The organism is Ancylobacter sp., assembly GCF_965249975.1.
In the GTDB taxonomy this organism is placed as follows: Bacteria; Pseudomonadota; Alphaproteobacteria; order Rhizobiales; family Xanthobacteraceae; genus Ancylobacter.
The window spans coordinates 783,761-795,855 of the sequence record NZ_CBDFNE010000003.1 but is presented as its reverse complement, the minus strand read 5'-3'; the positions used below and the strand labels follow the sequence as shown (position 1 = coordinate 795,855).

The following is a 12,095-nucleotide window of genomic DNA, read 5'->3' as shown; positions in this document are numbered from 1 at the left end:
CGCGCCTTACTGGGCGAGGCCGATGTCCTTCAGGATGGTCTGGGTGGCGGCGATGTCCTTGGCCAGCTGGGCGTCGAAGGCCTCACCCGAGAGATAGGTGTTGGCCCAGCCCTTCTGCGCCAGCATGTCGGTCCAGGCCTTGGACTTCACCATCTTCTCGATGGTTGCGCTCAGCGCCTGCTTCTGCTCGGCCGTGATGCCCGGAGCGGCGGCGATCATGCGCCAGTTCTGGATTTCCACGTCGACGCCCGATTCCTTGAAGGTCGGCACATCGGGAGCTTCCGGCAGGCGGGCGGCGCTGGAGACGCCGAGGATGCGCAGCTTGCCGGCCTTGGCCTGCGCGTCGAACTCCGACAGGCTGGAAATGCCGACCGTGACCTTGCCGCCGAGGATGGAGGCGAGCGATTCGCCGCCGCCGGAGAAGGCGATGTAGTTCACCTTGCGCGGATCGACGCCGATCGCCTTGGTGAACAGCCCGGCGGTGATGTGGTCGGTGCCGCCGGCCGAGCCGCCGGCCCAGGACACTTTCTGCGGGTCCGCCTTCAGCGCCGCGACCAGATCGGCCAGCGACTTCAGCGGCGAATTCGCCGGCACCGCGATGGCTTCATACTCGCCGGTGAGGCGGGCGATCGGGGTGACCATGGACAGGTTCACCGGCGACTTGTTGGTGATGATGGCGCCGACCATGACATAGCCGCCGACGATCATCACATTGGGATCGCCCTTGCTGCCATTGACGAACTGGGCGAGGCCGATGGTGCCGCCGGCGCCGGGCACGTTCAGCACCTGGACGTTCTGAACCAGCTTGTCGGTCTGCAGCACATGCTGGATCGACCGCGCCGTCTGGTCCCAGCCGCCGCCGGGCGCGGCGGGGGCGATGATCTTCAGCTCGTTGATCTCGGCATAGGCCGCACTGAAAGGCGCGGCAGCGACGGCGGCGGCGAGCAGCGCCCCGCGAAACAGATGCTTCATGGTTTCCTCCGAGGACTGGGCGACGGCACGTTGGACGCTGGCCGCCGCTTTGGACGCACTAAGGGAAGCTAAGGCCGCTGGGCCCTCGCTGTCGAGTTCCACGCAAGTATGAGTTGCCCTCGCCCCCACGAATTCGCACGGGAGCCATGCCGATGCTTGACGGGGGCGGCGTGCGGGGCGACATGCGAGAGACAGCGCAGCACGGAGAGCCTCACATGGACCAGTTCGACGTCGACCTCTTCGTCATCGGCGGCGGCTCCGGCGGCGTGCGCGCCGCCCGCATCGCGGCGGGCCACGGGGCCAGGGTGATGTTGGCGGAGGAATACCGGCTCGGCGGCACCTGTGTCATCCGCGGCTGCGTGCCCAAGAAGCTGTTCGTCTATGCCGCCCGCTTCGCCCATGAATTCGAGGACGCCGCCGGCTTCGGCTGGAGCGTGGAGGGCGCGCGCTTCGACTGGCCGACGCTGATCGCCAACAAGGACAAGGAAATCGCCCGGCTGGAAGGCGCCTATACCGCCAACCTCGGCCGTTCCGGCGTCGAGATCGTGCGCCAGCGGGCGAGCCTTGCCGGCCCCCACAGCGTGCGCCTTGCCGACGGAACCGAGGTGAGGGCGCGCACCATCCTCATCGCCACGGGCGGGCGGCCCAATCGCGGGCTGGATTTCCCCGGTTGCGAGCTGGGCATCTCCTCCAACGAGATCTTCCATCTCGAACGTTTCCCGGAACGCATCATCATTCAGGGCGCGGGCTACATAGCGCTGGAGTTCGCCAGCCTGCTCGCCGGGCTCGGCGCCAAGGTCACGGTCATCCATCGCGGCGACAAGCTGCTGCGCGGCTTCGACGGCGACATTCGCGACCGCATCGTCGACGAGATGGCGCAGACCGGGGTGGAGTTCGCCTTCAACGTCACCGTCGAGGGCATTTATGCCGAGAGCGGCGAGAAGCGCGTGCGGCTCAATGACGGGCGCGACCTCTATGCCGACGAGGTGATGCTGGCCATCGGCCGGGTGCCGAACACGATCGGCCTCGGCCTCGACGCGGCCGAAGTGCATCTCGACGAGGCCGGCGCCATCGCGGTGGACGCGCAGTCCCGCACAAATGTCCCCTCCATCTACGCGGTGGGCGATGTCACCAACCGGGTGAACCTCACCCCGGTCGCCATCCGCGAGGGCCACGCCTTCGCCGACACGGTGTTCGGCCAGCGGCCCTGGCAGGTGAGCTACGACAACATCCCGACCGCCGTGTTCACCGAGCCGGAGATCGGCACGGTGGGGCTGACGGAGGAGGAGGCGCGGGCGCAGGGCCGGCGGCTCGACATCTACAAGACCGATTTCCGCCCGCTGAAGGCCACGCTGTCGGGCCGCACCTCGCGCGTGTTCATGAAGATCGTCGTCGACCAGGCCGATGACCGGGTGCTCGGCCTCCACCTCATCGGCGAGGGCTCGGGCGAAATGGTGCAGATGGCGGCGATCGCGATGAATATCGGCGCCACCAAGGCCGATTTCGACCGCACCATGGCGCTGCACCCCTCCAGCGCGGAAGAACTGGTGACGCTGCGTTCCAAGCACGCCAGCAGCGACCCGCTGCCCGAATCCTCCGCCGAGGCGACGCCGGCGCTGTGAGGCGGGGGGCCGTGCAGACGTCATCCCGGACGGCCGAAGGCCGATCCGGGATCGCGCGCGAATGGAGAGCGATCCCGGCTCTGCGCTGCGCTCCGGCCGGGATGACGCATGGGAGCCCCCTGTAAGGCGGCCGGACGCCTCAGGATGACGGTGTCGCGGGTGGCGCGGCGCAAGGGCGCGCGGGGGCATGTCTGCCCTTGCGGCGGTGCACTGGCGCGGCGGCGAGGCTTGGGTGTATAAGGCCCGCCTTTCCGCCGGGAAGAGCCCGGTGAGTGTGGAGCTTGTGGAGGCCGTCATGTCTGATCGCTGGACGCCGGATAGCTGGAGGGCACTGCCCGTTCAGCAGGTGCCGGAATATCCGGACGCCGCCGCTTTGGCGGCGGTGGAGCGTCAGCTGGCCTCGTTTCCGCCGCTGGTTTTTGCCGGTGAGGCGCGGCGCCTGAAGCGCGAACTGGCCAAGGTCGCCAATGGCGAGGCCTTCCTGCTGCAGGGCGGCGACTGCGCCGAGAGCTTCGCCGAGCATTCGGCCGACAACATCCGCGATTTCTTCCGCGTCTTCCTGCAGATGGCGGTGGTGCTGACCTATGCCGGCGCCTCCCCCGTGGTGAAGGTCGGCCGCATCGCCGGCCAGTTCGCCAAGCCGCGCTCGGCGCCGATGGAAACCGTGAACGGGGTGGAACTGCCCTCCTATCGCGGCGACATCGTCAACGACATCGAGTTCACGCCGGAAGCGCGCATCCCCGATCCGCGCCGCCAGCTTGAGGCGTACCGCCAGTCGGCGGCGACGCTGAACCTGCTGCGCGCCTTCGCCAATGGCGGCTATGCCAGCCTTGGCAACGCGCATCAGTGGATGCTCGGCTTCATCAAGGATAGCCCGCAGTCCGGCCGCTACCAGGCGCTCGCCGACCGCATCACCGAGGCGCTCGACTTCATGCGCGCCATCGGCATCGACCCGGAAACGCATCCGGAGATGCGCTCGACCGAGTTCTTCACCTCGCATGAGGCGCTGCTGCTCGGCTTCGAGGAAGCGCTGACGCGGGTGGATTCGACCACGGGCGACTGGTACGCGACCTCCGGCCACATGATCTGGATCGGCGACCGCACCCGCCAGGCCGACCACGCGCATATGGAATATTGCCGTGGCGTGAAGAACCCGCTCGGGCTGAAGTGCGGCCCGTCGCTGAAGCCGGACGATATGCTCCGGCTCATCGACACGCTGAACCCGCAGAACGAGGCCGGCCGCCTCACGCTGATCGCCCGCTTCGGCGCCGACAAGGTGGGTGACCACCTGCCGGCTCTGGTGCGCGCGGTGAAGCGCGAGGGCCGCACCGTGGTGTGGTCGTGCGACCCGATGCACGGCAACACCATCAAGGCGGGCTCGGGCTACAAGACCCGGCCGTTCGACCAGATCCTCAAGGAGGTGAAGGACTTCTTCGCCGTCCACGCGGCCGAAGGCACCTTCGCCGGCGGCGTGCATCTGGAAATGACCGGCAAGAACGTCACCGAATGCACCGGCGGCGCGCGCGCGATCTCGGATGCGGACCTCAAGGACCGCTACCACACCTATTGCGACCCGCGCCTCAATGCCGAGCAGGCCATCGAAATGGCCTTCCTCGTCGCCGAGCTGCTGAAGCAGGAACGTTCGAACCGGGTGCGCCCGGTGATCGAGGCCGCCGAATAAGCCGGCGCCGCCCCGCGCGGGCGGGCGTCCGGAAAGCAACGCACCGCGGTCTCCGGGCCGCGGTGTTTTCGTGAGGAGGATGCGTGTCGCAGCCTGAGACCGCACGGCATGTCCTGCTTGAAACCGAGAATGTGCGTGTCGTCCGCACCGGCGGCACTCGCAGCGATGTGGTGTTCGTCACCTTCGAGCCGCATGTGCTCGACAAGAACCCCGAGCGCCAGGCCTTCGCCGAGAAGTTCCTGCGCGACAATGGCTTTCCCGCCTACCACTTCTTCGCCAACGACAATTTCTGGTTCCAGTACCCGGAAATGGAAGAGGTGCTGGCCAAGGTGCGGGCCGATATCGCCCCCGGCACCCAGATGGTCGCCTATGCCGTGAGCATGGGCGCCTATGCCGCCATCCGCTTCGCCGGGCGGCTCGGGGTCACGCGCATCCTCGCCTTCTCCCCGCAATACAGCATCGATCCGAAGAAAGTGCCGTGGGACAGCCGCTGGGACCGGCTGTTCGACCGCCCGCGCCAGATCCTGTGGGAGCATCTGATGGCCCCGCGCGGCGTGCCGATCTATCTGTTCTACGACCCGCACAACCGCGACCGCCGGCATGTGCGCCTCTATGCGCGCGAGGCCGATGTGGTGCCGGTGCGGGTGCCCTATGTCGGCCATGGCTCGATCACCGCCGTGATGCAGAGCGGCCTGCTCGCCAAGGCGGTGCTCGATGTCGGCGAGAACCGCTTCGACGCGGCCGGCTTCCAGCGCGAACTCGCCTCCCAGCTCGACCGCTCGCCGCTCTACCGCGACAAGCGGGCGTTGAAGCGCCGGCGGTTCCACCGACGCCTCATCGCCGACATCGTCGATCGCTTCGGCCTCTGACGCCGCGCCGCGCCGGCGGGCTCAGACATAATCGCGCAACCTTCGGAAATTGTGATTGTCCGCGGGCGGCGCCTCTGGCTAGTTTGCCCTCGCATGAAGGGGCCCCTTCTGGCGGCCCAGCGAGGCAGGCGTGCGTGAGCTCATCTTCGAGAGCGAGAATCTAACGGTCGTCAAGGTTCCCGGCGAACAGGACGACACGGTCTTCGTCACCTTCGAATCGATGCGGGCCGACTGGCCCAAGGGCCGCAAGGGATTCGGCGAGGACTTTTTCGCCAAGCGCGGGCGCACCGTCTATCTGTTCCTGCCCTCCGGCAATTGCTGGTATCAATATCCGGAAATGTCCGAGGCGCTGGCGCGGGTGCGGGCCGATGTTCCGCCGGGCACGCGCATCATCTCCTATGGCATGAGCATGGGCGGCTATGCCGCCTACCGCTTCTCCGCGCCGCTCGGCGCCGATGTGGTGATCGCCTTCTCGCCGCAATACAGCATCGACCGCTGGCGCGTGTGGTGGGAGCGGCGCTGGCGCTCGCAGAGCCGCTCCGTCATCTGGGACCGGCAGAGGCCGCGCGCCGAGGCGGTGAAGTACGTCTTCTACGACCCGCTGAACCAGGACCGGCGCCATATCCGCGCCCTGCGGCGGGAGGCGCCGCTGGAACTGGTGCGCATCTATTTCAGCGGCCATGCCTCCATTGCCTATGTCAATGAATGCGGCCTGCTGGAAGCGGTGGTGATGGACATCGCCGAGGGCCGCTTCGACGCCGCCGGCTTCGAGCGGCGCATCTGGCAGCGGCGGCAGGTGTCGGAGACCTATGCCAAGATCCGCCAGCGCAAGCGCACGGGTCTTTTCCGCCGGCTGCGTTACCTCGTGATCGAGCATCTGCTCGAACGCCGGCTCGGCAGCGGCCGAGGTTCCGAGCCGGCGGGGCTGACCCCCGACCGTGCGCGCTGAGGGCGGCGCGGTGCGGCAGGCCCTGTTCCAGTCCGACAATCTTGAGGTGGTGAAGGTGCCGGGGCGCGGCGAAGGCCCGGTCTTCGTCACCTTCGAGCCGATGCTGGAGGCGCGCGCGCCGGACCGGCGCGGCTTTGGCGAAGCCTTCTTCGCCAAGCGCGGCATCACCGCCTATCACGTGCTGTGCCGGGGCAATGACTGGTACCACTACCCGGAGATGCAGCAGGCCCTCGCGGCGCTGCGGGCGGACATCGCGCCGGGGGCGCGGGTCATTCTCTATGGCTCCAGCATGGGAGGCTATGCCGCGCTGCGCTTTTCCGGCTGGCTGGCGCCTGACACCATCATCGCCTTCGCCCCGCAGGCGAGCGTCGATCCCGCGCGCGCGGGGTGGGAGAAGCGCTGGGCGCCGCAGACGCCGGCCCTGTGCTGGGACCGGCTGGCGCCGCACAGGCAGGCGACCTGCTATGTCGTCTACGATCCCTTCAACATGGATTGCCGCCATGTGGCGCTGCTGCGCCGCGAGGTGACGCTGGTCCCGCTGCACAGCCATTTCAGCGACCACCACGTCACCGAATATGTGCTGGAGAGCGGCCTGCTGGAATCGCTGCTGCTGGGCATTGCGCAGGGGACGTTCGATGCCTGCGCCTGGCAGGCCGAACTCTGGCGGCGGCGCGCCGGCATTTCCTATTACCGCGCGTTGCGCCCGCGCAAATGCCGGGGCCTGCTGCGCCGCTGGCGCTATGGCCTCATCGAGCGCTGGCTCGACCTGCGCTATCGCCGCGGCGCCGGCGACCGCCCCCAGCCGGGTGTGCCGGCAGGGGCGGTGCCGCGCGGAGACTGAACCTCAGTCCCAGCCTTCCAGCACGATCTTGCCGATGGTTGTCCCGCTCTCGATGGCGGCATGGGCGCGCTTGAGGTTTTCCGCGTTGATGGTGCCGAACGCCGCGCCGGCCGTGGCGACCAGCGTGCCGGCATCGACGAGGCGCGACACCTCACGCAGGATCTCGTGCTGGCGGATCATGTCGGGGGTGGCGAACAGCGAGCGGGTGAACATCAGTTCCCAGTGCAGCGACAGGCTCTTGGCCTTGAGCGGCAGGGCGTCGAGGCTGGCCGGGTCGTCGATGAGGGCGATGCGGCCCTGCGGACGCGCGGCCTTGACGATTTCGCCCCAGTGCCGGTCGGTCTGGGTCAGCGAATAGGTGTAGTCGATCGGCCCCAGCCCGGCGGAGGCAATCTCCTCGCTGAGCGGGCGGGAATGGTCGATCACCGCATGAGCGCCGAGCCGCTCCACCCAGGCGCGGCTTTCCGGCCGCGACGCGGTGCCGATAACGGTGAGGCGGGTGAGCTGGCGGGCGAGCTGCACCACCATGGAGCCGACGCCGCCGGCGGCGCCGACGACGAGCAGGCTCGCGCCCTCTCCCCCCTCAATCGGCACCTGCAGCCGGTCGAACAGCCCTTCCCACGCCGTGAGCGCGGTGAGCGGCAGGGCGGCGGCCTCAGCGAAGCCGAGCGAAGCGGGCTTCAGCCCGACGAGGCGCTCATCGACGAGGTGAAGCTCGGCATTGGTGCCGGGGCGGTTGAGGTCGCCGGCGTAGAACACCGCGTCGCCCGGCTGGAACAGCGTCACCTCGGCGCCGACGGCCTCGACGATGCCGGCGGCGTCCCAGCCGAGGATGACCGGCGCCTCCGCGCTGCCCGCACGGCGCCGGCGCACCTTGGTGTCGACGGGATTCACCGACACCGCCTTCACCCGCACCAGCAGGTCGCGCGGGCCGGGGGTCGGGGCGGCGGTCTCGAAATCGAACAGTGCCTGCGCCTCGGTGATGGGAAGCGAGGTGCTGTAGCCGATGGCCTTCATCTGGATTCTCCTGCGTCGCGCCGCCAAGGAGCGCGTGGGGTGGCGCGTGGGGCGGCGCGTGGGGTGACGATCTGTCCCCAGATGTCGCGATGCGCGCGGCGGACGCAAGAACGCACGAGAATGTCGGCTGCTATCGAAAAGGATACGCCCTTTCCCCCGCGCCCCCGAAATCCTAGATTTGGCGCGCCCGGAGCGGAGACAGGCCATGGCAAGGCGGCATCAGGATTATGCGTGCGGCGAGGGCTGCCCGGTGGAGGCGGCGCTGGAAATCATCGGCGCCAAATGGAAGGGCGGCATCGTCTATCACCTGCTGTCCGGCGAGGTGCGGTTCGCCGAACTCGGCCGGCGCATGCCCAATGTCACGCCACGCATCCTGGCCAAGGCGCTGCGCGAGCTGGAGGCGGACGGGGTGATCGCCCGCACGGTTTATCCCACCGTTCCGCCCCAGGTCGGCTACCGCCTCACCGACGCGGGGGAGGGCCTGCGTCCCGCCATTCTGGCGCTGCACCGCTGGGGCAGCCGGCGGCAAGGCTCGCATGGCGCCACGCTGGCGGTCGCCGCCGAGTGAGTTTGCGCGCCAAGGGTCTGGCCTTCGCCGGCCGCGCTCTTTAGAACCCCGCAAGCGCCGGGCGGCGCCGCGCTTCCTGCGGGAACGCCCGTTTGCCCCTTCCGCTGATCCGCATCGGCCCGCCGGAGTGTCATGACCCGTCCCGAGTCTTCCCTGCCGGAACAGGCCCTGCCGGCGACCGATGGTCCGTCCACCGACCGTCCGGCCAAGCGCGCGCGCTACTATATGCCCAAGCAGCGCAGCAAGCTGCGGCGCTCGATCACCGTTCACACCCAGAAGGCCGGCCGGTGGCTGGGCCAGCTGCTGTTCGACGCGGAGGGGCGTCCGCGCGCCTTCCTGCGCGCGCTGCTGTTCGACGCCTATCAGCGCCCGCGTCCGGGGCTGGAAGGCGTGATCTTCAAGGAGCCCGGCCGGCCGCGCCGCCCCTTCGCCGGCTGGCTGACCCAGGCCGATGCGACGCTGGCCCCGCTCGCCGCCGGTTTCGCCTTTCCCCCGCCGGTGGCCGGCCGACGCACCGTGCTGGTGGTGGTCGAGAGCAGCGCCAGCCCCGCCGCGCCGCTGCTGCGCGCGCTGGCGCGGGACTATGCCGTGGTGGTTGTCGTGCTGGATAAGGGCGGGGACAGCGGCGACAGCGGCGCGGTCGAGGTGCCGGTGGCGGTCGCCCGCTCCCGCGTGCCGCGCGCGGTGACTCTGGACGCGCTGGCCTATCGCGCCCGCGTGGAGCGGCCGCTCTTCGCCGTCACCGTGGGGCTTTCGACCATCGACGCCGCCGACGCGCTGGAACAGCGCAACATTCCCGTCGTCGCGGTGATCGGCGCCACGGAGAGCGAGCGGGCCGGGCCGCTGCCGCAGGACCTCGCGCTCGACCCCGCACTCGGCCCGGCGCTGGAGCTGGCGCTCGACCGGGCGAGCGCGCTGGTGTTTCCCTCGCCGGCCGCGCGCGAGGCGGCACTGGCGGCCATGCCGCGCTTCGCCGCCCGGCGCCGGCTGGTGGCGGCCGGGGACCCGCTGGGAACCGGCGCCGCCGAGGTCGTCGCCATCGGCCGCGAGATCGGCGAGGAGCTGGACCGGGAAGTGGCGCTGGTGCTGGCGACCGAGCCGGAGCGGCTGGAAGTGCTCGACATTCCGCGCGAGAACGACCCGCCGGGCGATTTCACCGTGGTGGAGAAGCTGGAAGCGCGGATCGCCGACTGGCGGCGCAAGGCGCTGTTGAAGCGCCACCCCAACCGGCCGCCGCTGCGCCGGCCCTATTCCGGCTTCCACCCGCTGATCTATGCCGAGCATCACCCGGTCGCGTGCTTCGACCAGCGGCGCTACCCGCTCGCGCACTGGATCGAGCGCGGGCGCCCGGCGGGGCCGTGGGCGATCCCCGTCTTCGGGCCGCTGCCGGAACCGCGCGCGAGCGGGCTGAGGAGCGCGCTGCACGGGCATTTCTTCTATCCCGACCTGCTGCCGGAACTGCTGGAGCGTATCGCGGTGAATGCCGCGCGCCCCGACCTGTTCCTCACGACAGACACGCCCGCCAAGGCGGCGGAACTCAAGGCGCTGACGGCGACCTATCCCGCGCCGGTGCGGATCGACGTGGTGCCCAATGTCGGGCGCGATGTCGGGCCTTTCCTCTCCGCGCTGCGCGACGTGCTGGCGGGCGGCGGCTATGACGTGTTCCTGCATGTCCATGGCAAGAAGACCAAGGGAAGGCGCCGCGCCATCGGCGACCCGTGGCGGAACTTCCTGTGGGAAAACCTGATCGGTGGCGCCCATCCCATGCTCGACGCCGTGCTCGCCCATATGGAGGCGCAGCCGAGGGTCGGCCTCGTCTATCCCGAGGACACGCATCTGCTCGACTGGGCGCGCAATGGCCGCATCGCCGAGGAGCTGCGCGCGGATCTGGCGCTCACCGAGCCGCCCGGCACCTATGTCGATTTTCCCGTCGGCAACATGTTCGCCATCCGCCCGGCGGCGCTGGCGCCCTATCTCGCGCTCGGCCTCGACTGGGCGGATTACCCGGCCGAGCCGATTCCCGATGACGGCACGCTGATGCACGGGCTGGAGCGGCTGCTGCCCATGGCGGTGCGCAAGGCCGGCTTCACCACGGCTGCGGTGCGCGTGCCGGGCACGGACTGGGACTGACGGGCGGAAACGAGGCACGGGGAGCGGCGTTGCCGCCACTGCTCGGGAAGGCTACATCAAGCCGCATGTCCAGCACGCTCTCCTCCGCGCCTGCCGACCAGCTGCTCATCGCGGTTGCCCAATTGAACCCCGTGGCTGGCGATATCGCCGGCAATGTGCGGCGCGTGCGCGAGGCGCGGGCGCTGGCGGGCGGGCAGGGGGCCGAGTTGCTGGTGTTCCCCGAACTGTTCCTTTCCGGCGGGCTGCCCAAGGACCGCGCGCCGGACGTCGTCGCCGCCTGCCGGGGCGCGGTGGAGGAACTGGCACGCGAGACCGGCGAGGACGGGCCGGCACTGCTGATCGGCGCGCCATGGGACGAGGGCGGCCGGCTGCACAATGCCGTCCTGCTGCTGGATGGCGGCGCGGTGGCGGCGAGCCGCTTCAAGGTGGAACTGACTGATGGCGGCGAACGGGACGTGTTCACCCCCGGTCCGATGCCGGGGCCGATGGCGTTTCGTGGCGTGCGGCTCGGCGTGCCGGTGGGCGACGACATCGCCGCGCCCGACGTGGCCGAATGCCTGATGGAAACGGGCGCGGAAATCCTGCTCGTCCCCAGCGCCTCGCTTTATCACCGCGACGCGCAGGACGCGCGGCTGAACCGCGTCGTGGCGCGGGTGGTGGAGAGCGGGCTGCCGCTGGCCTTCGTCAATGGGCTGGGCGGGCAGGGCGAGGCCGTGTTCGATGGCGGCTCCTTCGTGCTCAATGCCGACCGCGCGCTGGCGGTGCAACTGCCGAACTTTCAGGAGCGGGTGCGGATCACACGCTGGGAACGCTGGGCCGATGGCTGGCGCTGCGAGGAGGGCGCGCGGGCGCCGCTGCTGGCCGGCGACGAGGCGGATTATGCCGCCGGCGTGCTCGGCCTGCGCGACCAGGTGGAAAAGAGGGGCGCGCGCGGCGCGCTGCTCGCCCTGTCCGCCGATCGCGATTCGGCGCTGGCAGCGGTGATGGCGGTGGACGCGCTGGGGCCGGCGCGGGTGCGGGCGGTGGCGTTGTCGTTTGACGCGGCCGCGGCCGAAACCTTCACGGAGGCGGCGGCCCTCGCCGGGGCGCTGGGCGTGCGCGTCGACCGTGTGCCGCTCGACCCGGCGGTGGCGGCGCTGGAGGCGCTGCTGGCGCCGCTCGCCGGCCCTGCCGAGGCAGATGCGGCCGCCGCGCTGGCGTCCGGCGTGCGTGGCGCGCTGCTCACCGCCCTGGCCGAACGGCTCGGCGCGCGCGTGGTGACGCCCGGCGGCACCCTGCGCCAGCTTGACGCCACCCGGCGGCACGCTCTGGCCGCGCTGCGCAACCGCTGGAAGCCGGCCGGGGCGCTCGGCCCGGATGGGCAGGTTATCCCCGAGCGGCTGCTGGCCTGGAGCGACGCGGAACCGGCCGGGGCGGACGACGTTCCGTCCGCCTGATCGCTCTCGG

The 12,095-nt window shown here is 70.0% G+C and carries 10 protein-coding genes; 8 read left to right on the top strand and 2 right to left on the bottom strand.

Annotated features, from left to right (window positions below):
- Positions 1-6 precede the first annotated feature (6 nt).
- Complete coding sequence (locus tag ACP2AH_RS03900; RefSeq protein WP_425104580.1) at positions 7-972, bottom strand: Bug family tripartite tricarboxylate transporter substrate binding protein; 966 nt, start codon at positions 970-972, stop codon at positions 7-9.
- Positions 973-1,187: 215 nt separating this feature from the next.
- On the opposite strand from ACP2AH_RS03900, the gene gor reads away from it, so the two are divergent.
- The 5 genes from gor to ACP2AH_RS03875 all read left to right on the top strand — a co-directional run bounded on the left by gor (position 1,188) and on the right by ACP2AH_RS03875 (position 6,934).
- Entirely contained in the window at positions 1,188-2,594 is a 1,407-nt protein-coding gene (gene gor / locus ACP2AH_RS03895; RefSeq protein WP_425104579.1) for a glutathione-disulfide reductase, read from the top strand.
- Positions 2,595-2,889: 295 nt separating this feature from the next.
- Positions 2,890-4,275 carry a class II 3-deoxy-7-phosphoheptulonate synthase gene (locus ACP2AH_RS03890; RefSeq protein ID WP_425104578.1) on the top strand — a complete coding sequence of 462 codons (1,386 nt, stop codon included), beginning with the start codon at positions 2,890-2,892 and terminating at the stop codon, positions 4,273-4,275.
- An 83-nt stretch (positions 4,276-4,358) separates the two neighbouring features.
- Entirely contained in the window at positions 4,359-5,144 is a 786-nt protein-coding gene (locus ACP2AH_RS03885; RefSeq protein ID WP_425104577.1) for an alpha/beta hydrolase, read from the top strand.
- Positions 5,145-5,274: 130 nt separating this feature from the next.
- Positions 5,275-6,093, top strand: coding sequence for an alpha/beta hydrolase (locus ACP2AH_RS03880; RefSeq protein WP_425104576.1), 819 nt, complete (start codon positions 5,275-5,277; stop codon positions 6,091-6,093).
- The gene (locus ACP2AH_RS03875) at positions 6,083-6,934 is read left to right on the top strand and encodes an alpha/beta hydrolase (protein WP_425104575.1); all 852 of its coding nucleotides are present in this window, start codon (positions 6,083-6,085) and stop codon (positions 6,932-6,934) included. Before ACP2AH_RS03880 ends, ACP2AH_RS03875 begins: the two co-directional genes overlap by 11 nt.
- A 3-nt stretch (positions 6,935-6,937) precedes the next feature.
- Here ACP2AH_RS03875 and ACP2AH_RS03870 read toward each other — a convergent pair whose 3' ends face one another.
- Positions 6,938-7,951, bottom strand: a complete 1,014-nt coding sequence (locus ACP2AH_RS03870; RefSeq protein WP_425104574.1) for a zinc-binding alcohol dehydrogenase family protein — start codon at positions 7,949-7,951, stop codon at positions 6,938-6,940.
- 205 nt (positions 7,952-8,156) lie between these two features.
- On the opposite strand from ACP2AH_RS03870, the gene ACP2AH_RS03865 reads away from it, so the two are divergent.
- The 3 genes from ACP2AH_RS03865 to ACP2AH_RS03855 all read left to right on the top strand — a co-directional run bounded on the left by ACP2AH_RS03865 (position 8,157) and on the right by ACP2AH_RS03855 (position 12,085).
- Complete coding sequence (locus tag ACP2AH_RS03865) at positions 8,157-8,519, top strand: winged helix-turn-helix transcriptional regulator (RefSeq protein ID WP_425104573.1); 363 nt, start codon at positions 8,157-8,159, stop codon at positions 8,517-8,519.
- Between the two features lie 132 nt (positions 8,520-8,651).
- Positions 8,652-10,649 carry a rhamnan synthesis F family protein gene (locus ACP2AH_RS03860; protein WP_425104572.1) on the top strand — a complete coding sequence of 666 codons (1,998 nt, stop codon included), beginning with the start codon at positions 8,652-8,654 and terminating at the stop codon, positions 10,647-10,649.
- 65 nt (positions 10,650-10,714) lie between these two features.
- Positions 10,715-12,085, top strand: a complete 1,371-nt coding sequence (locus ACP2AH_RS03855) for a nitrilase-related carbon-nitrogen hydrolase (RefSeq protein WP_425104571.1) — start codon at positions 10,715-10,717, stop codon at positions 12,083-12,085.
- The last annotated feature ends 10 nt before the right edge of the window (positions 12,086-12,095 follow it).